Annotated in this window: 23 protein-coding genes; 19 read left to right on the top strand and 4 right to left on the bottom strand. The window is 64.8% G+C overall.

The genetic code is table 11. From position 1 onward, the window contains the following. Positions 1-24: 24 nt before the first annotated feature. Both QX071_RS04085 and QX071_RS04090 read right to left on the bottom strand, forming a co-directional pair. The gene (locus QX071_RS04085) at positions 25-1,044 is read right to left on the bottom strand and encodes a hypothetical protein (RefSeq protein ID WP_315702152.1); all 1,020 of its coding nucleotides are present in this window, start codon (positions 1,042-1,044) and stop codon (positions 25-27) included. A 544-nt stretch (positions 1,045-1,588) separates the two neighbouring features. Beyond that, positions 1,589-2,563, bottom strand: a complete 975-nt coding sequence (locus QX071_RS04090) for an NADPH:quinone oxidoreductase family protein (RefSeq protein WP_315728079.1) — start codon at positions 2,561-2,563, stop codon at positions 1,589-1,591. 446 nt (positions 2,564-3,009) lie between these two features. On the opposite strand from QX071_RS04090, the gene QX071_RS04095 reads away from it, so the two are divergent. The 6 genes from QX071_RS04095 (at position 3,010) to QX071_RS04120 (ending at position 9,680) form a co-directional block, all read left to right on the top strand. Continuing rightward, the gene (locus QX071_RS04095; RefSeq protein ID WP_315728077.1) at positions 3,010-3,621 is read left to right on the top strand and encodes an invasion associated locus B family protein; all 612 of its coding nucleotides are present in this window, start codon (positions 3,010-3,012) and stop codon (positions 3,619-3,621) included. Between the two features lie 125 nt (positions 3,622-3,746). After that, positions 3,747-4,958 carry a 23S rRNA (adenine(2503)-C(2))-methyltransferase RlmN gene (gene rlmN, locus QX071_RS04100; protein ID WP_315702149.1) on the top strand — a complete coding sequence of 404 codons (1,212 nt, stop codon included), beginning with the start codon at positions 3,747-3,749 and terminating at the stop codon, positions 4,956-4,958. Positions 4,959-5,084: 126 nt separating this feature from the next. Continuing rightward, a complete protein-coding gene (locus QX071_RS04105) occupies positions 5,085-5,570 on the top strand; it encodes a hypothetical protein (protein WP_315728075.1) in 486 nt (161 codons plus the stop codon). A gap of 120 nt (positions 5,571-5,690) precedes the next feature. Beyond that, positions 5,691-6,482 carry a phosphatase PAP2 family protein gene (locus QX071_RS04110; RefSeq protein WP_315702147.1) on the top strand — a complete coding sequence of 264 codons (792 nt, stop codon included), beginning with the start codon at positions 5,691-5,693 and terminating at the stop codon, positions 6,480-6,482. Between the two features lie 114 nt (positions 6,483-6,596). After that, positions 6,597-7,934 carry an argininosuccinate synthase gene (gene argG / locus QX071_RS04115; protein WP_315702146.1) on the top strand — a complete coding sequence of 446 codons (1,338 nt, stop codon included), beginning with the start codon at positions 6,597-6,599 and terminating at the stop codon, positions 7,932-7,934. 219 nt (positions 7,935-8,153) lie between these two features. Next, the gene (locus QX071_RS04120) at positions 8,154-9,680 is read left to right on the top strand and encodes a malonyl-CoA synthase (RefSeq protein WP_315728073.1); all 1,527 of its coding nucleotides are present in this window, start codon (positions 8,154-8,156) and stop codon (positions 9,678-9,680) included. Positions 9,681-9,748: 68 nt separating this feature from the next. On the opposite strand, the gene QX071_RS04125 is transcribed toward QX071_RS04120, so the two are convergent. Then, positions 9,749-10,609, bottom strand: coding sequence for a sulfite exporter TauE/SafE family protein (locus QX071_RS04125; protein ID WP_315728070.1), 861 nt, complete (start codon positions 10,607-10,609; stop codon positions 9,749-9,751). A gap of 127 nt (positions 10,610-10,736) precedes the next feature. On the opposite strand from QX071_RS04125, the gene QX071_RS04130 reads away from it, so the two are divergent. From QX071_RS04130 to QX071_RS34000, 10 genes are all read left to right on the top strand, one after another. Then, on the top strand, positions 10,737-11,636 hold the full coding sequence (locus QX071_RS04130; protein ID WP_315702143.1) for a LysR family transcriptional regulator: 900 nt from the start codon (positions 10,737-10,739) through the stop codon (positions 11,634-11,636). A gap of 413 nt (positions 11,637-12,049) precedes the next feature. Then, the gene (gene sdhC, locus QX071_RS04135; RefSeq protein ID WP_315702142.1) at positions 12,050-12,448 is read left to right on the top strand and encodes a succinate dehydrogenase, cytochrome b556 subunit; all 399 of its coding nucleotides are present in this window, start codon (positions 12,050-12,052) and stop codon (positions 12,446-12,448) included. A 20-nt stretch (positions 12,449-12,468) separates the two neighbouring features. Beyond that, complete coding sequence (gene sdhD / locus QX071_RS04140; RefSeq protein WP_315703131.1) at positions 12,469-12,843, top strand: succinate dehydrogenase, hydrophobic membrane anchor protein; 375 nt, start codon at positions 12,469-12,471, stop codon at positions 12,841-12,843. 3 nt (positions 12,844-12,846) lie between these two features. After that, positions 12,847-14,682: a succinate dehydrogenase flavoprotein subunit gene (gene sdhA / locus QX071_RS04145; RefSeq protein ID WP_315702141.1), complete on the top strand. Its 1,836-nt coding sequence runs from the start codon at positions 12,847-12,849 to the stop codon at positions 14,680-14,682. A gap of 48 nt (positions 14,683-14,730) precedes the next feature. Beyond that, the gene (locus tag QX071_RS04150) at positions 14,731-15,513 is read left to right on the top strand and encodes a succinate dehydrogenase iron-sulfur subunit (protein ID WP_315702140.1); all 783 of its coding nucleotides are present in this window, start codon (positions 14,731-14,733) and stop codon (positions 15,511-15,513) included. Positions 15,514-15,654: 141 nt separating this feature from the next. Then, positions 15,655-17,802, top strand: coding sequence for an ATP-binding protein (locus QX071_RS04155; RefSeq protein ID WP_315702139.1), 2,148 nt, complete (start codon positions 15,655-15,657; stop codon positions 17,800-17,802). 205 nt (positions 17,803-18,007) lie between these two features. Next, positions 18,008-18,832, top strand: a complete 825-nt coding sequence (locus QX071_RS04160) for an FkbM family methyltransferase (RefSeq protein ID WP_315703130.1) — start codon at positions 18,008-18,010, stop codon at positions 18,830-18,832. Positions 18,833-18,920: 88 nt separating this feature from the next. Further along, positions 18,921-19,406, top strand: a complete 486-nt coding sequence (locus QX071_RS04165) for a pyridoxamine 5'-phosphate oxidase family protein (protein WP_315702138.1) — start codon at positions 18,921-18,923, stop codon at positions 19,404-19,406. Next, entirely contained in the window at positions 19,406-19,624 is a 219-nt protein-coding gene (locus tag QX071_RS04170; RefSeq protein WP_315703129.1) for a hypothetical protein, read from the top strand. The genes QX071_RS04165 and QX071_RS04170 overlap by 1 nt, the downstream gene beginning before the upstream one ends. 1,377 nt (positions 19,625-21,001) lie before the next feature. Continuing rightward, the gene (locus tag QX071_RS34000; RefSeq protein WP_409977471.1) at positions 21,002-22,036 is read left to right on the top strand and encodes an OmpA family protein; all 1,035 of its coding nucleotides are present in this window, start codon (positions 21,002-21,004) and stop codon (positions 22,034-22,036) included. A gap of 120 nt (positions 22,037-22,156) precedes the next feature. Here QX071_RS34000 and QX071_RS04180 read toward each other — a convergent pair whose 3' ends face one another. Beyond that, positions 22,157-22,591, bottom strand: a complete 435-nt coding sequence (locus QX071_RS04180; RefSeq protein WP_315702136.1) for a hypothetical protein — start codon at positions 22,589-22,591, stop codon at positions 22,157-22,159. A 428-nt stretch (positions 22,592-23,019) separates the two neighbouring features. Between QX071_RS04180 and QX071_RS04185 the strand changes: the two genes are divergently transcribed. The 3 genes from QX071_RS04185 (at position 23,020) to QX071_RS04195 (ending at position 25,301) form a co-directional block, all read left to right on the top strand. Continuing rightward, positions 23,020-23,574, top strand: a complete 555-nt coding sequence (locus QX071_RS04185) for a fasciclin domain-containing protein (protein WP_315702135.1) — start codon at positions 23,020-23,022, stop codon at positions 23,572-23,574. A gap of 273 nt (positions 23,575-23,847) precedes the next feature. Next, on the top strand, positions 23,848-24,492 hold the full coding sequence (locus QX071_RS04190; RefSeq protein ID WP_315702134.1) for a cytochrome b/b6 domain-containing protein: 645 nt from the start codon (positions 23,848-23,850) through the stop codon (positions 24,490-24,492). Positions 24,493-24,515: 23 nt separating this feature from the next. After that, positions 24,516-25,301: a molybdopterin-binding protein gene (locus QX071_RS04195; RefSeq protein WP_315702133.1), complete on the top strand. Its 786-nt coding sequence runs from the start codon at positions 24,516-24,518 to the stop codon at positions 25,299-25,301. Positions 25,302-25,332: the final 31 nt, after the last annotated feature.

Raw genomic sequence — 25,332 nt, forward strand, 5'->3', positions numbered from 1 at the left:
CCCCTGCCTTGAAAAAATCTGAACTTAATTCTGCAATTGATCGAGCCGCCGCTGCGCCTCGGCCGAGCCGAGCTGCGCTGCACGGCGATACCAGGTGCGCGCTGCCGCCGGATCGGCATTGATGTTGCGCACGTCGCTCGTCCCCAGCACCTGAGCGTCGTAGGTCTGCGCCAACATCAGCGCGGCGCCGGCCTCTTGGGCGTCGGCAGCACGCTCGAGCAGCAGGCGCGCGGCCGGGATGTCGCCGGCCGCCAATAGGCTCTTGGCGCGCTTCATGATGCCGGCGAGTTCGTCAGGATCCATGCGCCGCGCCTTGGGTTGCTGCGACTGCATCGGCGTGGAGATGGATGGCCCGACGATGGCCGGTGCCACGATCGCAGTCGCCGCGCCCGGCGCGGTGATCGAATTGGGCGCGGTGACGGCCGGTGTCGCTGCCGGAGGCGGCGCGGCGGGTGCCGGCTGCGGTGTCGTGACCGCGGGGTCGACAGCGGCGCGGTTCTGCAGCGCGGCCTGGTAGGCGTTGGCGATGTCTTCCCGGCTCGGCGCGACGGAGGCGGTCTGCACCGGGCTGGCGACCGGGGCCGGCGCGGGCGGGACCCTGGCCGGCTCGTTCAGCTGCAGGTCGCGCGCGGTCAATTGCGTGTCAGCGGGCTGCGGCGGTGCGGTCGGATCGGCGGGCGCGCCGATGATCGAGGCCTTGGCGGTGGCGATCAGGTCGCGCGTCGCGTCCGACGTGACCAGCGCGAACACCATCGCCACGCCGGCTGCGGCGACGACCGCAAGCAGGATCCGTGACGATATGGATGGGCGCCGCCGGCGCGCCGGCCAGTGCTCCTCATAGGCGAATTCCGTCCCGTCCTGTTCATTGTCGTAGTCGGACAAGAACATCGGCATCGACTCGTCGGAGGGATAGCTGTCCTGAGTCGATCGTCCGAAACGGTAGACCTGCGAGCGTTCTTGCGCAGCCTCTTCTGGAAAGGGTCTGAAGTCGGGACTACCTGAAACTCCGTCGTGTGACCGACCGTAGCTCCTACGCTCACCCATAGCTGTTCCCCATCATCTTCACGCAACAATTGTGGCCCCGAGTTGTCAGCTCTCAGGGCCAGTCGCATTTTGCCGGAGGCACCCCATTTGCCTTGAACTAATTGACTATCCGAATCAGCCCAAAAGTGGACGGGTTTGGCGTGAATCTGGAGATTTCTTGATTTGGCCGCGGCAAAGGCCAGCAAATCGGCGAGAAGAAGAAGTCGGAATCTTAAGTAGAACAGTAACTAAGTGGTCGAATTAACCGTGCCACAATTTTTTTTGGTTGTAGTTGTTCTTGGATGCGCGGTTTTCGATTTTGGTCGGCAAATTGATTTCGGCCCATGTCGATTTATCGGCGGTTGTGGCATTGTTGCACCGTCGGATACATCTCCCGCTTAGCATTATATACAAGATGCACGCGAAGGTTTTACGCGGGAGAATGCGGCCCTGCCGAATGTGACGAGGTCGTGGCGCGTGGCGCAAAGTGCGCGCCACGCTGTCGACCAAATTGCCGGCGCCCGGGCTCGTGCCGAGAACGCCGCTTCCGCATTCGCCGCCGCCGTCAAGGATGCAGGATGACCTTGCCCATGGCCTGACGGCCGCCGAGCACCTTCAACGCATCGGCCGTCTGCGCTAGCGGGAAGACGCGATCGACATGGGACGACAGCTTGCCGTCAGCGGTCCACTGCGCGAGCTTCTCGAGATTGGCGCGATGCTTGGCAGGGTTGATGCGGGTCCAGGCGCCCCAGAATACGCCGCGGATATCGCAACCCTTCAAGAGCGCGAGGTTGAGCGGCATCTTCGGAATCTCGCCCGCAGCAAAGCCGATCACCAGAAAGCGGCCTTCCCACGCGATCGAGCGCAGCGCGGCTTCGGCGTAGGCGCCTCCGACCGGATCGAAGATGATATCGGCACCCTTGCCGTTGGTCAGGCGGCGCAGGCCTTCCTTCAGATCCTCCTTGGCGTAGTTCAAGGTGAGCTCGGCGCCATGCGCCTTGGCGAAAGCCAGTTTCTCGTCGCTGGAGGCGCACGCAATGACCTTCAAGCCCATCAGTCTGCCGAGTTCGCAGGCGGCAAGGCCGGTGCCGCCGGCGGCGCCGAGCACGGCCAGCGTTTCGCCGGGCTGCGCCCTTGCGCGGTCGTCCAGCGCATGCAGCGCCGTGCCGTAGACGATGATGATGCCCGCAGCGCGGTCGAAGTCGAGATTGTCGGGAATCTTCACGATCGCTTCCGCCGGCAGCGCGATCTTTTCCCGCGCGCCGTTGTGACCGCACGACGCCATCACGCGATCGCCGACCTTGAGATCGGTGACGCCTTCGCCGACGCTCTCGATCACGCCCGCGACTTCGGCGCCCGGCGAAAACGGAAAGGGCGGCTTGACCTGATACTTGCCCTGAATCATCAGGATATCGAAGAAATTCAGCGCAGCGGCCTTGATCGCGATCACCGCCTCGCCGGGGCCCGCCACGGGATCAGGAATGTCGGCAAGCACGAGATCATCCGGCTGGCAGAATTGGGAACAGAGAATGGCTTTCATGAGCGCTCCTGACGTTCTTGTTATTGGATCCTCTTGGTCCGCGCGCCTCCCGCTTTCCGATGCTGACGGTTCGGCGGCAAAGCTGCCGGGCCGCTGTCCGAACAGGGAGCTCGCTTGGCAGTGCTCATGCCGGATTTGCTGCCGCGCCACAATCTGAATTCCCCGGCGACGGATTCCCGTTGAAGTTGTAAATTGCTTCGCGTGAACGCGCCGGCGGGGCCATCTTCCAGTCACAATATTGATGGAACCACCGCGGCCTATGACGAATTTGAAGTTCTGATCGCTGCTTCTGCACGCTCGTCATCGGAGCTTCCAATTCAAAGCCGCAGTTGTTCATGCTTTGCTAGGGCTCTGCTATTTCAGACGTTCGCAAACGAAGACGGCGCGGTATTATATACTATGGTGCGAACTTCGGAGTCGGGGCACCAGGGGGAAGTACTCTCATCATGTTTTTTGGACGAGGACTGACAGCGCTGGCCGCCGGCGTGCTCGTGTTCGGCGTTCCGAATCTTGCGGTGGCGCAGAGCGGGGCGCCCAAAGCGCCGAAGGCGGCTCCCAAGGTGGCGCCGAAGCAGGAGGCGAAGACGGCCGTACCCAATGTGGGTGGGGCCGAGCCGACCTTGATCGGCCAGTTCGGAAGCTGGGGCGCCTATACGGCAGCGCCAGCCGGTAAGAAGGTCTGCTTCGCGCTCGCCAAGCCGACCTCATCCAAAACCAGCCCGCCGAACCGGCCGCGCGATCCGGCCTATGCCTTCGTCTCGTCGCGGCCGTCCGAGAAGGTCTTCAACGAGGTCTCGATCATGATCGGCTATGCCGCGAAACCCGGCTCGGATTCCACGCTGGAGGTCGGCGGCGCGTCCTACGCGATGTACACCCAAGGCGACGGGCTATGGATCAAGAACGCGGCGGAAGAGGAGCGCTTGGTGGAAGCGATGCGCCGCGCCCCGGATGCCGTCGTCAAGGCGGTCTCGGCCAAGGGCACCGAGACGGTGGATACCTTCTCGCTGAAGGGGCTCTCACAGGCGCTCGACCGCATCGCGCAGGATTGCAAGCGGTAAAGGTCCATCGAACCTTGCCGGTTCCGGTCGCAATTGCAGCGAAGCTTGCTATATAGGGCCGATATGGGGGCTCGCGCCTCCGGCCGTCAGCCCGGGGCTGGGGCACAGCATTTGGGTCCTTTCTGATGTCATCGACCGCCGAGTTGCGCGGGACCGCCGCGCCCCTCGAAAAAACGCCGCTCGAAACCTACGTGCCGCCGGCCAAGCCGTCGCTGATCGGCCTGTCGCGCGCGGAGCTTGCGGAGCGCCTGGGCGAGATCGGCGTGCCGCCGCGGCAGCAGAAGATGCGGGTGCAGCAGCTGTGGCACTGGATCTACTTCCGCGGGGCGAGATCCTTCGACGAGATGACCTCCGTGTCCAAGGAGACGCGGACCGGCTTGGCCGAGCGGTTCACGGTCGACCGTCCCGAAGTGGTCGCCGAGCAGATCTCCAACGACGGCACCCGCAAATGGCTGTTGCGGCTGCCGAGCGGCGATGCCTTGCAGAAGGCGCATGAAGTCGAGTGCGTCTACATCCCCGAGACCGACCGCGGCACGCTCTGCGTCTCATCGCAGGTCGGCTGTACCTTGAACTGCGCATTCTGCCACACCGGCACGCAGCGCCTGGTGCGCAATCTCACCGCAGGCGAGATCGTCGGCCAGGTGATGGTGGCGCGCGACCGGCTCAACGATTGGGCCGATCGTGAGACGCCGCACGGCAACAGGCTCGTCACCAATGTCGTGATGATGGGGATGGGCGAGCCGCTCTATAATTTCGACGCGGTGCGCGACGCGCTGCTGATCGTCTCGGACAACGAAGGCATCGGCATCTCTCGTCGCCGCATCACGCTGTCGACCTCCGGCGTGGTGCCCAACATCGCTCGGGCCGGCGAGGAGATCGGCGTCATGCTCGCGATCTCGCTGCACGCGGTGCGCGACGAACTCCGCAACGAACTGGTGCCGCTCAATCGCAAGTACCCGATCGCCGAACTGCTGCAGGCCTGCCGCGACTATCCCGGCGCCTCGAATGCGCGGCGCATCACCTTCGAATATGTGATGCTCAAGGGCGTCAACGATTCGCTCGACGACGCCAAGCTCCTGGTCAAGCTGCTCAAGGGCATCCCGGCCAAGATCAATCTGATCCCGTTCAATCCCTGGCCCGGCTCGCGCTACGAATGCTCGGATTGGGAGCAGATCGAGAAATTCTCGGAGTATGTCTTCAACGCCGGCTATTCCTCGCCGGTGCGCACCCCGCGCGGCCGCGACATTCTCGCCGCCTGCGGCCAGCTGAAATCGGAGACGGAAAAACTGTCGGCGCGCGAACGCCAGGCGCTGCGCGCCATGGCGATGACCGATTAGTGTAAATGTCAGATGCCAAACGTACGTCGTTGCGAGCGAAGCGAAGCAATCCAGGACCGCACGAGTGATGCTGGATTGCTTCGTTGCTGACGCTCCTCGCAATGACTGCGGTTGGGAGGGCCTAACATGGCGCTGATCGGCCGCCTGTTCGTGATCGCGTTCGCCTTCCTGGCCGCGTGCTTCGTTGCGGGGCTGATCGTCGTGATCGCGATCCTGTTTCCGGAGTTCTCCGACCTTGGCGAGGGCCCGATCGACCAGGGTGCGCTGAACGTGATCATCGGCTTCGGCTTCATCTTCGTCTCCGGTTTCGCCCTGCTCCCGGCGATGCTGATCGCGTTGATCACGGAGGCATTCTCGATCCGCAGCGTGCTGGCTTACGCGATCGGCGGCGGCGTGGTCGGTGCGGCCTGCTATCTCGGCCTGGTTCCGTTCGATCCGGACACGTTCCAATTCGAAGGCATCGTGCGGCGGCACCTGGAGATCCTGACCGGCGCCGGCATCGTCGGCGGCCTCGTCTACTGGCTGATCGCCGGTCGCAACGCGGGCGCCTGGCGCGAACCGCCGCGGCAGCTGCCGCCGTCGCCGCCCTTGCCGTCGGGCTCGGTGCGGTGAACATCCGTCATTCCGGGGCATCGAGCCCGAAATCCCGCGATTCCGGGGTCGGCTGTTGGGGTCGTCGCGGAACAACGGTGGAGCTTTCCACCTTTCACGTTGTCGGCTAAACCGCGCGCCATGAACCGGACCGGACTTTTCGTCGCACTGTCGCTCGCGCTCGTCATCGGGATCGTGTTCGGGATCTATCCCGAGCTCGACCTCAAGCTCGCCGCGCTGTTCTATGATCCCGTCACGCACGCATTTCCGCTGAAGCTCAACGGCTATGCGTCGTTCGCGCGTGACGGCGCGATGTGGATCGCCTGGGCGATCGCGCTTCCCTCCATCGTTGCGCTGGTGGTGAAGTTCATCCGGCCCGATCGGCCGCTGCTGGTGAAGGGCCGTACCATCGCGTTCCTGTTGCTGACCTTGTCGCTGTCGGCCATCGTACTCGCCAACGCCACCTTCAAATCCTATTGGGGCCGGCCGCGCCCGGTGGTGGTGACCGAGTTCGGCGGGGACCTGCCCTTCGTGCCATGGTGGGATCCGCGCGGCGGTTGCGGTCGTAATTGCTCGTTCTTCTCCGGCGAGGGCGCGACCGCGTTCTGGACACTGGCGCCGGCCGCCTTGACCCCGCCTGCGGTGCGCCCGATCGCCTACGCCGCGGCGGCCGTGTTCGGGCTCGTCACCTCGGGGCTGCGCATGGCCTTTGGCGGGCATTTCTTCACCGATGTCGCCGCCGCCGGTCTCGTGACCTTCCTCGTGATCTGGCTCTTGCACGGCTACATTTACCGCTGGCCGTCCACGCGCCTGTCCGACGAGGCCATCGATGCGTCGCTGACCCGCCTCGCCTGGCCCGGCTACCGGCTGATGCTGCGGCTGGTGCGCCGCCGTCGCGCCGCCGGGACCAGCCCTGCGGCTCGAGCGGGGTAGCCCGCTATCGGTGCCTGCCCAAAAACCCGTGCCCAAGCTTGGGAAATTTGATATTCGCGGCAACTTGAAGCGCCGCACCAGATGCACCAGCACCTACGACCGATTGGAAGCTCCATGAGTACGATCCTGAAAAGCCTGCCCACAGGGGAAAAAGTCGGCATTGCGTTCTCGGGCGGTCTCGACACCAGTGCGGCGCTGTTGTGGATGAAGCTGAAGGGCGCCCGCTGCTTCGCCTACACCGCCAATCTCGGCCAGCCCGATGAGGCCGATTACGACGAGATCCCGCGCAAGGCGCTCAGCTTCGGCGCCGAGAAGGCCCGGCTCGTGGATTGCCGCACCCAACTGGTCCATGAGGGCATCGCCGCCATTCAATCCGGCGCGTTCCATATCTCGACCGGCGGCCTGACCTATTTCAACACCACGCCGCTCGGCCGCGCCGTCACCGGTACGATGCTGGTCGCGGCCATGAAGGAAGATGGCGTCAACATCTGGGGCGACGGCTCCACCTATAAAGGCAACGACATCGAGCGGTTCTATCGCTACGGCTTGCTGACCAATCCGAATCTGAGGATCTACAAGCCCTGGCTCGATCAGCAGTTCATCGATGAGCTCGGTGGCCGCGCGGAGATGTCGGCGTTCCTGACCGCCAATGGCTTCGCCTACAAGATGAGTGCCGAGAAGGCCTATTCGACCGATAGCAATCTGCTCGGCGCCACGCATGAGGCCAAGGATCTCGAACATCTCGACAGTGGCATCCGGATCGTCAATCCGATCATGGGCGTGCCGTTCTGGCGCGACGATTGCGTCGTCAAGCCCGAGACGGTCACCGTGCGTTTCGAGGAGGGCCAACCGGTCGCGCTGAACGGCCAATCCTTCACCGATCCGGTCGCATTGTTCCTCGAGGCCAATGCCATCGGCGGTCGTCACGGTCTCGGCATGAGCGACCAGATCGAGAACCGGATCATCGAGGCGAAAAGCCGCGGCATCTATGAAGCGCCCGGCATGGCGCTGCTGCACATCGCCTATGAGCGCCTGGTCACCGGCATCCACAACGAGGATACGATCGAGCAGTATCGGATCAGCGGCATGCGTCTCGGCCGGCTGCTCTATCAGGGACGCTGGTTCGACTCGCAAGCCTTGATGCTGCGCGAGACCGCCCAGCGCTGGGTGGCGCGCGCCATCACCGGCGAGGTGACGCTCGAACTGCGCCGGGGCAACGACTATTCGATCCTGAACACCGAAAGCCCCAACCTGACCTATCAGCCCGAGCGGCTGAGCATGGAGAAGGTCGAAGACGCGGCGTTCACGCCGGCCGACCGCATCGGCCAGCTGACCATGCGTAACCTCGACATCGCCGATACCCGCACCAAGCTCAACCTCTACGCAGAGACGGGGCTGATCTCAAACCGAGACGGTTCTCAGATCTTCCAGCTCGAAAGCGATAAGGACTGAGACGACGGATGTGTCGACCCGGCCGGGTGGTCGGATTCGCTTTCGCGACATTTCGGCCGGCCGTCTCCGTTGCCTTCGAAAGGGCGTTTTTGCTATTGCAGCCTCGTCCCGACCGCGAGGCTCGGGGCAGCCATCCCGGCTATCGTCGCTATCGTCGAGCATGATGTTTCCGAGCAACCGGCCGTCGCTGTTCCGGATCGTGCTCCAGGGGAATGTTGCATGAACCAAGCTGCCAACGCCAACCTGTTCTCCCGCCTGTTCGACACACTCGACGATCCGAGCCGGCTTGCGATCGAAACCCAGGACGGCGGCCGGATCACCTATAGCGACCTGATCGCACGCGCCGGTCAGATGGCGAACGTCCTGGCGGCGCGCGGCGTCAAGCCCGGCGACCGGGTCGCGGTCCAGGTCGAGAAGTCCGTCGAGAACCTCGTGCTCTATCTCGCGACCGTGCGCGCCGGCGGCGTCTATTTGCCGCTCAACACCGCCTACACGCTGAACGAGCTCGATTATTTCATCTCTGACGCCGAGCCGACGGTGGTGGTCTGCGATCCGTCGAAGGAAGAGGGCATCGCGTCGCTTGCGGCCAAGGTCGGCGCCAAGGTCGAGACGCTGGATGCGAGCGGCAAGGGCTCGCTGACGGAGGCGGCGGACAAGGCCGACAGCGCGTTCGCAACCGTGCCGCGGACGAACGACGACCTGGCGGCAATCCTCTACACGTCCGGCACCACCGGCCGCTCCAAGGGCGCCATGCTGAGCCATGATAATCTGGCGTCGAACTCGCTCACCCTGGTCGACTACTGGCGCTTCACCAAGGACGACGTGCTGATCCACGCGCTGCCGATCTATCACACTCACGGCCTGTTCGTGGCGAGCAACGTCACGCTGTTTGCGCGGGCCTCGATGATCTTCCTGCCCAAGCTCGATCCCGAACTGATCATCAAGCTGATGGCGCGCTCGACCGTGCTGATGGGCGTGCCGACTTTCTACACCCGCTTGTTGCAGAACCCGCATCTGAACAAAGAGACCACCAGGCATATGCGTCTCTTCGTGTCGGGCTCGGCGCCGCTGCTGGCCGACACCCATCGCGAATGGTTCGCACGCACCGGCCACGCCGTGCTCGAACGCTACGGCATGACCGAAACCAATATGAATACGTCAAATCCTTACGACGGCGAGCGCGTGCCCGGCGCGGTCGGCTTCCCGCTGCCCGGCGTCTCCGTGCGTGTCGCCGATCCCGAAACCGGCAAGGAGCTTGCCCGCGACGAGATCGGCATGATCGAGGTCAAGGGGCCGAACGTCTTCAAGGGCTATTGGCGGATGCCGGAGAAGACCAAGTCGGAATTCCGTGACGACGGCTTCTTCATCACCGGCGATCTCGGCAAGATCGATCCCAAGGGCTACGTCCACATCGTCGGGCGCGGCAAGGACCTCGTGATCTCGGGCGGCTTCAACGTCTATCCGAAGGAGATCGAGAGCGAGATCGATGCCATGCCGGGCGTGGTGGAATCGGCCGTGATCGGCGTGCCGCATCCCGATTTCGGCGAGGGCGTCACCGCGGTGGTGGTGCGCCATGCGGACGCGGATGTGACCGAGGCCAGCGTGCTGAAGGGGCTCGACGGACGGCTCGCCAAGTTCAAGATGCCCAAGCGCGTCTTCATCGTGAACGAGCTGCCGCGCAACACGATGAGCAAGGTGCAGAAGAACGTGCTGCGCGACCAGTACAAGGATATCTATACGAAGTGACATGTCGTCCCGGCGAACGCTCTGCGCGCTACGGAGGACAGGCAAGGCCGGGGCGAGCGCGGAGTTCGTTATTGCCCTGACACCAGGCTGATCACGAACCGGCTGCCGACGATGAACAGATAGCAGCCGAACGCCGCCTCCAGCATGCGTTTGCCCATTGCATGCGCCACGCGTACGCCAACCGGCGCGGTGAACAGGCTGAGCGGCATCACCAGAATCGCGCCGATCAGGGAAACATAGCCGATCGCGAACGGCAGCTGCAGCGCCATCACGTCGGGATAGCGCGCGGCTGCCGGCCAGCCGGCATAGATGTAGCCTAATGCGCCGGGGATCGAGATCAGCACCGCGAGCGCCGACGATGTCGCCACCGCCTGATGAATGGGGCGGCCGTAGAAGGTCATCAGCAGGTTCGAGAACAGGCCGCCGCCGATCCCCATCAAGGTCGACAAGACGCCGACCGCGAGCCCATAAAGCTGCATCAGGCCGCCGCGTGGCAATTTATCGCCGAGTTTCCAGTTCTCGCGGGCCAGGATCAGCCGCGCTGCGGCCGACCATGCGACGGCAACAAAGACGATCTTGAACAGCCGCTCGGGCGCGTAGCGGGCGATGACGCTGCCGCCGATCACGCCAAGGATGATCGGTACCGCCCAGGCGCGGACCACGGCGAGGTCGACTGCGCCGCGCGCATGATGGGCGCGAAAGGAGCGGATTGCGGTTGGAATGATGATGGCCAGCGAGGTGCCGACGCAGAGCGGCATGCGCACTTCGAGCGGGACGCCGGCGATGCGGAAGCATTCGTAGAGCACTGGCACCAGGATCGCGCCGCCGCCGATGCCGAACAGGCCGGCGAGGAATCCGGACAGCGCGCCGACCAGGATGAGAGCGAGCGCGAGCTCGACGAGCCCGCCGATATCGACTGCAACCGGCATGTGCGACGACGTATCCTGGCGCTGGGGACGGATGAGAGAACGCAGGAGCGCGATGTAGACTCTTCCGCATGCAGGGAGTATCCGGCAAATCCGGTCAGCTCTCTTGCAGATTGCGGAAGGATGACGCGTGGATCAGCTTTCGGCGATGGCGACCTTCGTGAATGTCGTGGAGGCCGGCAGCCTGTCCGGCGCGGCCCGCGCCGCTCACGCCTCGCTGACATCGGTCAGCCGACAGGTCGCGTGGCTGGAAGCGCATTACGGCACGCAGCTGTTGCTGCGGACGACGCGACGGCTTGCGCTGACCGATGCCGGGCGGCTGCTCTACGACCGGGTCAAAACGATCCTGAGCGAGGTCCGTGAGATCGACGCGGCGCTCTCATCCAGCCAGCATCAGCTCACGGGACGCTTGCGCATGAGCGCGCCGAGCTTGATGGGACGACTCTTGATCGCGCCCGTGCTGCCGGACTTCCTGCGCCGCCACCCGCAGCTCTCGCTCGACCTGCTGCTGCTCGATCGCCCGGTCGATCTCCTCGCGGAGGATATTCACGTCGCGCTCCGGATCGGACGTCTGCCGGATTCGCAGCTGATAGCGCACCGGCTGGGCGAGCTCACGATGGTGGTCTGCGCCGCGCCGGACTATTTGGACCGGCGCGGCGAGCCGCAATCGCCGCGCGAGCTGGTCCGGCACGATTGCCTGGTATTCTCGGACACGCCGGGCGCCGCCGTTTGGCGCTTCCGCGTGCGGGATGGAGCCGAACAGAAGATCCACGTATCAGGCCGGCTCTGGATCAACAGCCTGGACTCGCTGGTGTTGGCTGCAACAGCGGGACTCGGCCTCGCCCGGGTGCCATCCTGGCAGGTGAAGCACGCCATCGAAACCGGGCGCTTGCGGCGAATCCTGACCGCGTATGAACTGCCGCCCACGCCCGTGCAGTTGGTGTTTCCGGCCGCGCGGCTCGGCGCCCCCAAGACGCGAGCCCTGGTGGATCATCTGGCCGCGTGCTGGCGATCTTCTGGCGAGCTCTGACCTGCTGTTGACTGAGAGCAGGGTTGCGCGAGCATCATCGCAACCTCGTGCATACGGCCGAAACCGATGCGGCAAGCGCGTCCGCGCAAGAAATGAATCTATCGCGCGATGCGGCTTGGCGTGGAGCACTGCGAACCGATCGTTCCACCGAATGCGCGCAAAAGAAGTGAATTCCTGTTGCTCCATGCGATGGTCCCACGCCGTCTGGTATACCACGGAGCGGATTGTCTCTTTTAAGACCCGCTGCGGCGCCCGACCTGCTCGCAGCTGTAGGACTGAACACCGGTTCGGTTTTGGGCCATTTGATCGTTGCGCTGGCTGTTCCGACTCCGTAAATAAAGGCCGCCTTCCACGATCCACGACGGGCTTACAAGCGCGCGCTGCTTGCGGCCCACAAGAATATATCAAGCACAATGAACGCCAGGATCGAACGACCTCTCTCCCCACATCTGCAAACCTACCGCTGGACGTTGACGATGATCTTGTCGATCGTCCACCGCGCCACCGGGGTTGCGCTCTATTTCGGGACCCTGCTGCTCGCTTGGTGGCTGATCGCCGCGGCGTCAGGGCCCAGCGCGTATTCTTACGTGCAGGCCTTTACCTCCAGCATCATCGGCCGGCTGATCGTGTTCGGCTTCACCTGGGCGTTGCTGCACCACCTGCTCTCCGGTATCCGGCATTTCGTCTGGGATCTCGGCTATGGCTTCAAGCCGAACGAGCGCGAGGCGCTGACCTGGGGCGCGCTGATCGGCGGCATCTTCCTGACCGTGCTGGTCTGGATCCTGGCCTATGCGGTGGGAGGCGGCCGATGAGCGACGCACGCACAAAATCGATGCGGACTCCGCTCGGCCGCGTCCGCAATCTCGGTGCGGCTCATTCCGGCACCAGCGATTTCTGGCGCCAGCGCATCACTGCAGTGGCGATGACGCTGCTGATCATTCCGATCGTCGTGATCGTGATCATGCTGCTGGGCCGCAACCAGGCGGGTGCTGCGCAAATTCTCGGCTCGCTGCCGATCGCGATGATCATGCTGCTCTTCATCGTCGCCAGCTGCTGGCACATGAAGATCGGCATGCAGGTGGTGATCGAGGACTACGTCCATAGCGAGCAGCTGAAGCTCGTGGCGATCATGGCCAATAACTTCTTCGCGCTGACCGTGGCCCTGGCCTCGATCTACGCCATCTTCAAACTTTCATCCGGAGTCTAGCCTATGGCCGGCGGTGCAAATGGCAGCGCGAACGGCGCGCCCGCAACGAACGGGAAAGCCTATCCGATCGAGGATCATACCTACGACGTCGTGGTGATCGGCGCCGGCGGCGCCGGCTTGCGCGCCGTGGTCGGCTGCAGCGAGGCGGGCCTGCGCACCGCCTGCATCACCAAGGTGTTCCCGACCCGCTCGCATACGGTGGCGGCACAGGGCGGCATTTCCGCTTCGCTCGGCAACATGCATCCGGACGATTGGCGTTGGCACATGTACGACACCGTCAAGGGGTCGGACTGGCTCGGCGACCAGGATGCGATCGAATACATGGTGCGCAATGCGCCCGAGGCGGTCTACGAGCTCGAACATTGGGGCGTGCCGTTTTCGCGCACCGAGGACGGCAAGATCTATCAGCGCCCGTTCGGCGGCATGACCTTGGATTACGGCAAGGGCCAGGCGCAGCGCACCTGCGCCGCCGCCGACCGCACCGGTCACGCCATGCTGCACACGATGTACGGCCAGGCGCTGCGCCATGCCGCCGAGTTCTACATCGAATTCTTCGCTATCGACCTGATCATGGACGATCAGGGGGCTTGCCGCGGCGTGATCGCGCTCAAGCTCGACGACGGCACTCTGCACCGTTTCCGCGCCCAGACCACCATTCTCGCGACCGGCGGCTATGGCCGCGCCTTTGCCTCCTGCACCTCGGCGCACACCTGCACCGGCGACGGCGGCGCGATGGCGCTGCGTGCCGGCCTGCCGCTGCAGGACATGGAGTTCGTGCAATTCCATCCGACCGGCATTTATGGTTCGGGCTGCCTGGTCACCGAGGGCGCTCGCGGCGAAGGCGGCTACCTCGTCAATGCCGAAGGCGAGCGCTTCATGGAGCGCTATGCGCCGTCGGCCAAGGACCTGGCCTCACGCGACGTGGTGTCGCGGGCGATGACCATCGAGATCCGCGAAGGCCGCGGCGTCGGCAAGAAGAAGGACCACATCTTCCTGCATCTCGACCATCTCGATCCGAAGGTGCTGGCCGAGCGTCTGCCCGGCATCTCCGAATCGGCGAAGATTTTCGCCAATGTCGACGTCACGCGCGAGCCGATCCCGATCGTGCCGACCGTGCACTACAACATGGGTGGCATCCCGACCAACTATCACGCCGAGGTGCTGACCAAGAAGGATGGCGACGACAACGCCGTGGTGCCCGGCCTCATGGCCGTCGGCGAAGCGGCCTGCGTGTCCGTGCACGGTGCCAACCGTCTCGGCTCCAATTCGCTGATCGACCTCGTCGTGTTCGGCCGCGCTGCCGCGCTGCGTCTCGCCGAGAAGCTCACCGCCAACGGCAAGCAGCCGGATCTGCCGAAGGACTCGGCCGACAAGGCGCTCGGGCGCCTTGACCGCTTCCGTTATGCCTCCGGCGGCACTCCGACCGCGAAGCTGCGCGAGAGCATGCAGCATGTGATGCAGAACAATTGCGCGGTGTTCCGCACCGGCGAGGTGCTGCAGGAAGGCCATAACCTGATCCATAAGGTCTATGGCGGCATCGGCGACATCGCGATCTCGGACCGCTCGCTGGTCTGGAATTCCGACCTGGTCGAGACCCTGGAGTTCGACAATCTGATCGCGCAGGCGGTGGTGACGATGGACTCGGCGGCCAACCGCACCGAGAGCCGCGGCGCGCATGCGCGCGAGGATTATCCGGACCGCGACGACAAGAACTGGATGAAGCACACCCTGGTGTGGATCGATCGGGACGGCAAGACCACGATCGATTACCGCCCCGTGCACAGCTACACCATGACCAACGATGTGCAGTACATCCCGCCCAAGGCGCGGGTCTATTGATCGCGCGCGTACTGATTACATCCCGGACAACCAAGAAGGCCTTTCGAAATGGCTGAGTTCGCACTTCCGAAGAATTCGCAGATCACCGGCGGCAAGACCTGGCCGAAGCCGGCTGGCGCCACCGAAGTCCGCGAGTTCAAGGTGTATCGCTGGAATCCGGACGACGGCAAAAACCCGAGCATCGACACCTATTACGTCGACGTGAATGATTGCGGCCCGATGGTGCTCGACGGCCTGATCTGGATCAAGAACCACATCGATCCGTCGCTGACCTTCCGCCGCTCCTGCCGCGAGGGCGTGTGCGGCTCCTGCGCCATGAATATCGATGGCCAGAATACGCTCGCCTGCACCAAGTCGATGCACGAGGTGAAGGACAGCGCGGTGAAGGTCAACCCGCTGCCGCATCAGCCGGTGGTGAAGGACCTGGTGCCCGATCTCACCAACTTCTATGCGCAATACGCGTCGATCGAGCCCTGGCTGAAGACGACTACGCCGACGCCGCAGAAGGAATGGCGACAGAGCCATGAGGACCGCGAGAAGCTCGACGGCCTTTATGAGTGCATCCTCTGCGCCTGCTGCTCGACCTCCTGCCCGAGCTATTGGTGGAACAGCCAGCGCTATCTCGGACCGGCGGCGCTGCTGCAGGCGAACCGCTGGGTCAAGGACAGCCGCGACGAGGCCACCGGCGAGCGTCTCGACAATCTCGAGGATCCGTTCCGCCTCTATCGCTGCCACACCATCATGAACTGCGCCAAGGCCTGCCCGAAGGGCCTCAACCCGGCCGAAGCGATTGCGGAACTCAAGCTGAAGCTGGTCGAGCGGCAGATCTAAGCCGCAGCCCAGACCAGAGCTCCGTCCTCGGAGCCTCATCACACCAGCGCCCTGGCCGATTTACCGGTTCCAGGGCGCTCTCGTCTTTGTGATGAGCTGCGAATTGCGTTAAGCTCCTCGCCGTCGGAGGCTGGGGCGACCGTGCAGCTTGCGCAACGCAATTCCTTGAGACTGCTGCGATGGATGATGGCGGCTTCGCTGGCGCTGCCGATTGCGTTGTTCGCCGTTGCATCCCTTGTCTCCTACGACGCGACGCAGAAAGAAGCCGACCGCGATATCGCGCGTTCGCTCGACGTCGTCCACGAACATGCGCTGAAGGTGTTCGAAACCATCGACCGCAGCCTTGCAGAAACGGACGCGATCATCCGAGACATGCCGGACGCCGAGATCCGGGCACGTGAGCAGGAGCTGTACTTGCGGCTGCGCCGGCTCCCCGAAGCGCTATCGCAGATCAGGTCGGTCTGGGTGTTCGATGCGCAAGGTCGCACCTTGGTCAACAGCCTGGTCTACCCCGCGCCCGCGATCGACTTCTCCGACCGCGACTATTTCAGAGCCCATCTGGGCTCCGACATTGGAACTTTTATCGGAGCGCCGCTGGCGCCGCGTTCGCCGTATCAGGGAGCCCCCTTCTTCGGGGTCAGCCGACGGCGCCACGACGCCAACGGCAACTTCACCGGCGTGATCCTGGCCTCCGTGCTGCCCAACTATTTCGAGCAGTTCTATGCCCGGATCGGACGTGATCCGGGCAGCTATTTTGCGATTCGTCGGGCCGATGGTTCGGCGCTGGTAAGATTTCCGGCCCTGGCCATCAAGCCGGATCCGAGCAATCCGGAAGTTGAGGCGACCGGGAGCCCGTCGGGTCTGATCACGACGACCTCTTCGGCGGACGGCATCGAGCGCCGGATCGGCTATCGGCGGCTGACCGAATATCCAATCTATGTCAGCGCGGGGCTCGAGACTTCGACCATCCGCAGCCGTTGGCTCGGCGCGATCAGCCGCCACCTGATCTTCGGCGTGCCCGCCACCGCGTTCCTGTTCCTGTTCCTCACCTTGGCCTTGCGGCGCACCGAACGGCTGTATGCCGAGGCCGAGCGTCGGCTGGAAGCGGAGCAGGCGCTCAAGCACGGGCAGCGCATGGAGGCGCTGGGGCAACTCACCGGCGGCGTGGCGCACGATTTCAACAATCTGCTCACCGTGATCAGAGCCTCGGCCGACCTGTTGCGCCGGCCCAACCTGCCGGAGGAGCGGCGGCAGCGCTATGTCGATGCGATTTCGGACACGGTCGGGCGGGCCTCGAAGCTGACGGGGCAGCTGCTGGCCTTTGCGCGACGGCAGGCGCTGAAACCCGAGGTCTTCGACATCGGCAGCAGCGTGACGGCGCTGCGCGACATGATCAAGACCCTGGTGGGAACGCGGATCGAGGTCGTCATCGCCCTGGCCGAGGAGCCTTGCTACGTCAGCGCCGACGCCGGCCAGTTCGAGACCGCGCTGATCAACATGGCGGTCAACGCGCGCGATGCGATGGCGGGCCAGGGGCAGCTCACGATCAAAGTCCACGCGGTCGGCGAACTGCCGACACCAGCGGCGCCCCACGAGCGGCCGCCGCTCGGCTACGTCGCCATCGTTGTCAAGGACACCGGCGTCGGCATTCCCGAAGCGCAATTCAGCCGCATCTTCGAGCCGTTCTTCACCACCAAAACCATCGGCCATGGCACCGGTCTCGGCCTCTCGCAGGTGTTCGGCTTCGCAAAACAGTCCGGCGGCGAGATCGCGGTGTCGAGCGAAGTCGGCCGTGGCGCGACCTTCACGCTCTATCTGCCCCGGGCGCCGGCCGCAGTCGGATCGCAGAACGCCCATGCCGGCGAGGGCGCGGCCGTCGGCGGCGATGGCCTCTCGGTGCTGGTGATCGAGGACAATATCGACGTCGGTCGCGCTACGACGGAAGCTCTGTCCGAACTCGGCTATCGCACCATCCTGGTCGACAACGCCAAGGATGCGCTCGAAGAACTGGTCAGTGGCGTGCAGCGGTTCGATGTGGTGTTCACTGACGTCATGATGCCCGGCATGACGGGCCTCGAGCTCGCCGAAGAAGTCCGACGCCTCGATATCGACGTGCCGATCGTACTTGCGACAGGCTACAGCCACATTCTCGCGCAGCAGGGCTTGCATGGTTACGAGCTGCTGCGGAAACCTTATTCGATCGAGGAATTGTCGCGTGTGCTGCACCGTATCGGCTCGCCTTCCAGGCGCCGCGCCGCTCCGACTCCTCCGGCCTCAATGGCGCGCTGAGACCATCCTGCCGAGACATGATTAGGACATCATAGCATCTGAGGATGTCTTCGCGGCTGCGGAGGCCAGGACATCGGAATATCGCTTTCATCAGCGTCTCCGTTTCGCTTTGGGGAAGAACCCGGGAGAGGAAGAGATGACACTGGTGCGGGCACTGGAGTCACGCGCTACTGAGGGCGGCTGGCGTTCGCGCAATGCAACGGCAATGCCGGACGATGATGTGTCCGCACCGCCGTTCGGCGCTTTCGCGCCGAGTTGGGCGCAGGCCGCGGTGATTGCGCTCGCGCACGGCTCCGGGTTGAAGCGTGGCGCGTTTCGTCCGACCTTGTCGCGGCTTCTCAATCTGCTCCGGGCAGGTCCGATCGATGCGAACTACCAGGGCGCATCCTTTCGCTTTCACCACCAGTTCAGCGCGACCGAGCGCGGCGCCCTGTTCAACCCGGACTACGATCGCGCCGAGCTCGACTTTCTGCGTGCGCATGTGCCCGGCGGCGGCGTATTCGTCGATGTCGGTGCCAATGTCGGCACCTATGCGCTGACCCTCGCGCGTCACGTCGGCTCGCGTGGTCGCGTCGTCGCGATCGAGGCGCATCCGGTTGCGCATGCGCGCTTGGCCTTCAATGTCGCCGCATCCGGTCTCACCCAGGTGAGACTGGTTGCCGCGGCCGCATCCGACAGCGACGGCGAGTTGATGATTGCGACGGACGCGGAGAATCTCGGCGCAAGTCGCATAGTGCCCGCAGCGGCGGCGGACCAGGCGTACAAGGTGCGGGCGCTGCGGCTTGCGCGCATCGTCAACGACGCCGGCCTGACCAAGATCCACGCGCTGAAGATCGATGTCGAAGGTTTCGAGGATCGTGTGCTGACCGGCTTCTTTCGCGACGTCGCGCCGGCGTTGTGGCCGCGCGCGATCGCGATCGAGCATCTGTCGCGAAGCGAATGGCGTCAGGATTGCCTCGTCGACATGATCGGTCGCGGTTATCGCGAGGCCGGCAGGACCCGCAGCAACACGCTGTTGTTGCGGGATTGACCGCTCCTCGTTGATTTCGGCCGACCGGCGGGTGGAACATCGCCTGATGGCCCCCGTTATCGCTTCCGAAAGATCGAGGAGCGAAACCATGGCCACCAATGCCGCGCGCGGTCAGGATCGCGCCTGGGACCTGATGAAGAAGATCGGCTTTGCGATGCTGGTGACCCGCGATGGCGAGAAGCTGCGGGCGCGGCCGATGGCCGCCTATATCGAGCGGGACGAGGGCATGATCTACTTCCTGACCGATGCCCGTCGTCACAAGGAGAAGGAGATCGCGCGCGATCCGCACGTCAATCTCGCTTTCGCCGACGCCGGAAGTCAGAAATACGTCTCGCTGACCGGCACGGCAGCAATCTCCAACGATCGCGCCAAGGTCAGGGAGCTGTTCTCAACCCCGGCGAAAGCCTGGTGGGACAGTGCCGATGATCCCAACATCCGCGTCCTGAAGATCACGCCTGATGATGCGGAGTTCTGGGATTCGCCAGGCACGGTCGTCAGTTATGTGAAGATGGCCGCAGCAGCGGTCACCGGCTCTCGGCCTGTCATCGGCGATAACCGCAAGGTTGCGATGTGATCGGAATCGAGCCGCCGGAGATTCCACCGGCAACGCCGGGTCGTCCCGCCGAGCCGCCACCGGAGGATCCGGTCGGCAATCCTCAGCCGGAGGTGCCGCCGCCGGTGCGGGAGCCCGACACGCCAACCCCGCCGGACGAGCTGCCCGGCAGCACGCCTGAGGAGGTGCCGGGGCGGGGACCGGCGAGCCCGACCACCCCGAATCCAGCCACGGATTGAACGCGGTTGCGGCGTACAAACGATGTGCGCGCAAGGCGTGCGTCCGATGTGCGCGCGCTGCAGAGGGGGCTTTGCAACGCATTGAAATCTATCACTGAATGCAACATGAACAGCAGCGGCGCGAGTGCGCTCATGCGGCAAAATAAATCGGTCGGCCTATTTGAACCGCGCCACAATCCGGCCTAACGCATATTCGTTGATCACGCGCCTCTCACAGAGATCATTCCGGGGAATCGATATCACATGAGCAAACTTCGACTTCTGCTGCTTGCGACGACCGCGATGTCGGCGGCGCAAATGGCAAGCTTCGCGTCCCATGCGCAGACCGCGCCGCTGGTCTTGGCCCAGGCGCAGGGCGAAGTCGGGCCGGATGGCAAGCCGAAGCAGCCTCCACACGGCCAGCCGCCCGCGCCAGGCGCGCAGCCCCAGCGACCGGCGCCCGGAGCTCCCGGCGCCGCGCCGCCGCCTGTAGCTCAACCGCATCCCGCAGCTCCGCCGCCGCCGCCCCCGGCGCCGCCTCCGCATGCTGCCCCGCCGCCGCCAGCTCCTGCGCCGCACGTGGCTCCACCTCCACCTCCGCCGCCGCCGGCTCCTGCGCCGCGCGTGGCTCCACCGCCGCCGCCGCCGCCGGCTCCCGCGCCGCACGTGGCTCCGCCGCCTCCGCCGGCACCGGCCCCACATGTCGCTCCGCCGCCCGCACCTGCGCCGCACGTCGCGCCGCCGGCTCCGAGCGCCGCGCCGCCACAGCATCCGACTCCGCCGGCGCCGCCCGCAGCTGCGCCGCCCGCGCACATGCCGCCGCCGCCGGTGGCCGCCCCGAAGGAGCCGACGCGTCCGGCCGCGCCGCCGCCCCCTCCGCCGGTAGCCGCACCGAGCCATCCGACGCCTCCGTCCCCGCCGCCCGCTGCAGCGCCAAACGCGCCTGGTGGGGCGCCTGTGGCACGTCCCGGCGCGACTCCGACACCCTCGGCGCCGCCCGCTGGCACTACGCCGCCTGCGCATTCGGGGCCGCCCCCGGCAGCAAACCCCCCGCCGCCTGCTCCGCCGGCGGCGGCCGGTGGCCAGCCCCCCGCCCGGCCCGGAGCCGCGCCAGGAACGCCACCCGTAACATCGCCAGGAACGCAGCCGGGAATGCCGCCAGGTACGCCGCCGCGCGGTACGCCGACCCCGCCGGTGGGAACGACAAGCCCGGCTCCGTCGCAGCCGTCGGCTGCTCCCGGCGCGCCGTCTGCCGGACAACCCACGCCGCCGCCGGCCGGTGGTGCGGGATTGGGCGGACATCCTGGATCAGCTCCGGGGGTGCCGCCAGCGCAGCAGGCTCCCGCAGCCCAGCCGCCGGCCGGGCAGAGCGCGTTGCCGCCGGGAGGGCCGCCCGCAATGTCCAATCGTCCGCCGCCGCAGGTCGCCGCTCCCATTCCAGCGCCGCCCCCGCCGACGCCGCAGCAGCTGACGCCGATCGCGCCGGGTGCCCAAGCGCCCGGTCCGCAGCGGCTGGAGGACTTCCGCGCCCAGCGCCGCGAGGTGCAGGAAGGCGGTCGCACCGTGATCTTCGAGCCGGGCCGCGTCATCGTGCGCGATCCGAGCGGTCAGGAGTTCGTGCGGCACGACGAGATCGATCGCTTCCGCTACGGCGCGCGTGACATCCGCGTCCAGGATGTCGGCGGCGAGCGGCGTACCGTCGTCATCCGCCCCGACGGCAGTGAGATCATCACGGTCGCCGCGCCGGACGGCCGGCTGCTGCGCCGCATCCGCCGGGATCCGGGTGGTCGCGAGATCATCATCATCGACAACACCTATCGCGATCCTGACGCGGTCGGCGGCTTCTATGTCGACCTGCCGCCCCCGGTTATCCGCATTCCGAACGACCGCTACATCGTCGACGCGGACGAGGCGTCGCCGGATGTCATCTACGACACGCTGGAGGCTCCGCCGGTGGAGCGCGTTGCGCGGCGCTATTCGCTGGACGAAGTTCGCTACAGCCCGTCGGTGCGGCAGTTGATGCCTTCGATCGACCTCAACACCGTTACTTTCGACACGGGATCGTGGGAGATCAGTCCGGACCAGGTGGCGAAGTTGCAGGTGATCGCGGACGGCCTCAACCGTGCGATCCAGCGCAATCCGCGCGAGGTGTTCCTGATCGAGGGCCACACCGACGCGGTCGGCAACGACACCGACAATCTGTCGCTGTCGGATCGTCGCGCCGAATCCGTTGCAACGCTGCTGACGCAGCAGTTCAACGTGCCGGCGGAGAACCTGACCTCGCAGGGCTATGGCTCGCAATATCTGAAGGAGCAGACCTCCGGCCCCAGTCGGATCAACCGCCGCGTCACCGTGCGCCGCATTACGCCACTGCTGAACGGGGGCCAGGCTTCGCTGCCGCCGCCTCCGCCCGGCATCGCGCCGCCGCGGTAAGCGGAAAGAGCGTCATCGCCCCATACGGGTGCATAGGGCGCAAACAAAACGGCCGGGAGCGATCCCGGCCGTTTTCGCTGATGCAAGCTTGCGCGGGCCGCGCCGCAGTGTGGTTCTGAATCAGCCCTGGCAGCGCGGCGCGAGATTTGCGGAAGCCAGGAAGCGCGCGATCGGATCGAGTTGCCGGCATGGCGCGACGGCCATTTTGGCCGGCTCGGACCCGCTCTTGGAACGAGCATGTGCGGCCGCTTTGGCGCGGCCGGCAGGCCGAACCCGACGCGTTGACCCCGCTCGAAATGTTTCAGTCGTCGGCCGTACGACGGTGGAGAGAATCGGCAACGCGCCGGCGTCATCCGTATTGGCCAGCGGCATTGCCGCGTTGCGATCGGCCTCGGTCAGCGTGTCGATCCCCGGAATGGGGATGCGCTCCAGCGATGCGGTCGCATCGAATTGGCTCTCAGACGAGGCCGATACCGCCGCCGACACCACCTTGGTGGCGAGCAGGCCCGCGATCATCAATAGACAAAGACCGGCAATCCAGATTGTTCTGATCACGACGCGACCCCCGTCCACGACGCGCGCCTGACGTTGCGGAAGAGCCCCTTCCCGCGAACAGCGCTGACCTGTAATCAACCTTAAGAAAGTGTTACCCGCAACGACGCCGTGCGCTTTGCTCGGGTTTGTCGTCGAACGTAGTTAACGCTCGCAATGAGAGCGGCATCGTCGTCCCGCCGCCGCGCCGCCATGAGTTGGTCGGCCGGATGACGCGGGCGGTATTGTTGCCTTCATGAAGCAACGAGACACGGTCTCACCCGCTATTAGTTTCAGGCATCACATAAAGTTATGCGTCGAAACTGGCTGGAAGCGCCCCCGTAGCTTGGCCCGACACGATGCGGGGAAGTCTCTGCAATGACCGCATCGCCGTCGCAGCCAATCTCATGAACACCGGCGTCGCCGGCTGTTCAAACATTCGGGAGCTATCGATGACCAAGCGCATTGCCTTCTTGTCTGTCGCTGCCTTCAGCGCGCTCGCGCTGACGTCCACGCTCGTCGCGCCGGCGCGTGCCGAACAGAAGACCGTGATGGTCGGCGGTGCCGCGATGTATCCCTCGAAGAATATCATCGAGAACGCGGTCAATTCGAGGGACCACACCATGTTGGTCGCGGCGGTGAAGGCCGCCGGTCTCGTCCACACCCTGGAAGGCAAGGGTCCGTTCACGGTGTTCGCGCCGACCGACGCCGCCTTCGGCAAGTTGCCGGCCGGCGCCGTCGACGCACTCGCCAAGCCGGAGAACAAGGCGGCGCTCACCAAGATTCTTACCTATCACGTGGTCGCCGGCAGATACGACGCCTCGGACCTCACGGACGGCAAGATGCTGAAGACCGTCGAGGGCGAGCAGCTCACCGTCAAGCGGAAAGACGGGAAGATCTGGATCATCGACGCCAAGGGTGACGCCTCGATGGTTTCGATCTCCAACGTCCATCAGTCGAACGGCGTCATCCACGTGGTCGACACGGTGCTGATGCCGGCAACGTAACACCGCTGCCGTCCGTTTCCCCCCCCGCCTCACGGATGCGCGGTTGGCGAGCCGGGACAGAGTTCCGGCTCGCCCTTTCGTGATCGTTCTTTTTGTCGCCCCGGCGGAAGACGACGCCAAATTGTTCGTCTTACCGATGGTAACGAAGCGCCAGATGCCGGCGTATAATCGCCAGTAGAGCGGATTTACCTTTGCATCCCCATTGCCAGAGGGGAGCGAATGTTGGCGTCGGAGCACCGGGATGACGTCAATGCGAAACGAATGGAGGCCATCATGTCCAGCCTTGCCGTCACCGAGGGCCACGTCAGCGCAGCACCGGCCGACGCGAGCAGGCCAAAGGTGATCCAGCCGGCCTGGGTCCGCGTGATGCACTGGATCAATGCCGTGGCGATGATCCTGATGATCATGTCGGGCTGGCAGATCTACAACGCCTCGCCCCTGTTCAACTTCCGTTTCGACCACAGCATCACGCTCGGCGGCTGGCTCGGCGGTGCCCTGCTGTGGCACTTCGCCGCGATGTGGCTGTTGATGCTCAACGGCCTCGCTTACCTGATCACGGGGGTGGCGACCGGCCGCTTCCGTAGCAAGCTGTTTCCGATCACGCCCGGGGGCGTGTTCGCCGATCTCAAGGCGGCGCTGAGCTTCAGGCTCGCGCACGACGATCTCACCGTCTACAACTCCGTGCAGAAGCTGCTCTATGCCGGCATCATCCTGGTCGGCGTTGTCGTCGTGCTCTCGGGCCTGTCAATCTGGAAGCCGGTGCAGCTGCACTGGCTGGTCACATTGTTCGGCGACTATCCGACCGCGCGCTATGTGCACTTCGTCTGCATGTCGCTGATCTGCGCCTTCCTGATCGTCCATGTCGCGCTCGCCATCCTGGTGCCGAAGAGCCTGCGCGCGATGATCATCGGGCGCTGACACCACTTCCGAGGAGACAGATCATGAGCCGCATGCGCAAGCTTCTCATCCCCGGCGTCGACAAGAAGCTCCTGGTCAAGGACGCCGCCAAGCTGATGCCCGATCTTACCCGCCGCCGCTTCATCTCGGGCGGCGCGAGCCTCGGTGCACTGACGCTGCTCACCGGCTGCGACGTGCTCGACAGCGACTCGGCCGAGACGCTGCTGGCCCAGATCTCGAAGTTCAACGATGCGGTGCAGGCCCGGCTGTTCGACCCGGATGCGCTGGCGCCGACCTTTCCGGAGAGCATGATTACGAAGCCGTTCCCGTTCAACGCCTATTACGATCTCGACGAGGCGCCGGAGGTCGACGGCGAGGATTGGAGCCTCGAGGTGCGCGGCCTCGTTGACAACAAGAAGTCGTGGAGGCTGGAGGAGCTCTACGCGCTGCCGCAGGTCACGCAGGTGACGCGGCACATCTGCGTCGAGGGCTGGAGCGCCATCGGCTCATGGACTGGCACGCCCCTGCGCGATTTCCTCAAACTGATAGGCGCCGACACACGCGCGAAATATGTCTGGTTCCAGTGCGCCGACAAGGACGGTTACAACTCGCCGCTGGATATGCGCACCGCGCTGCATCCGCAGACCCAGATGACCTTCAAGTTCGCCGACCAGATCCTGCCGCGCGCCTATGGCTATCCGATGAAGATCCGCGTGCCCACCAAGCTCGGCTTCAAGAACCCGAAATACGTGCTCTCGATGGAAGTCACCAACGACTACAAGGGCGGCTATTGGGAGGACCAGGGCTACAATTCGTTCAGCGGCAGCTGATGGCGGCTGTGACTTGAGCGGGGGTATGGCT

It is taken from the genome of Bradyrhizobium sp. SZCCHNS1022 (assembly GCF_032484835.1).
Taxonomy (GTDB): Bacteria; Pseudomonadota; Alphaproteobacteria; order Rhizobiales; family Xanthobacteraceae; genus Bradyrhizobium.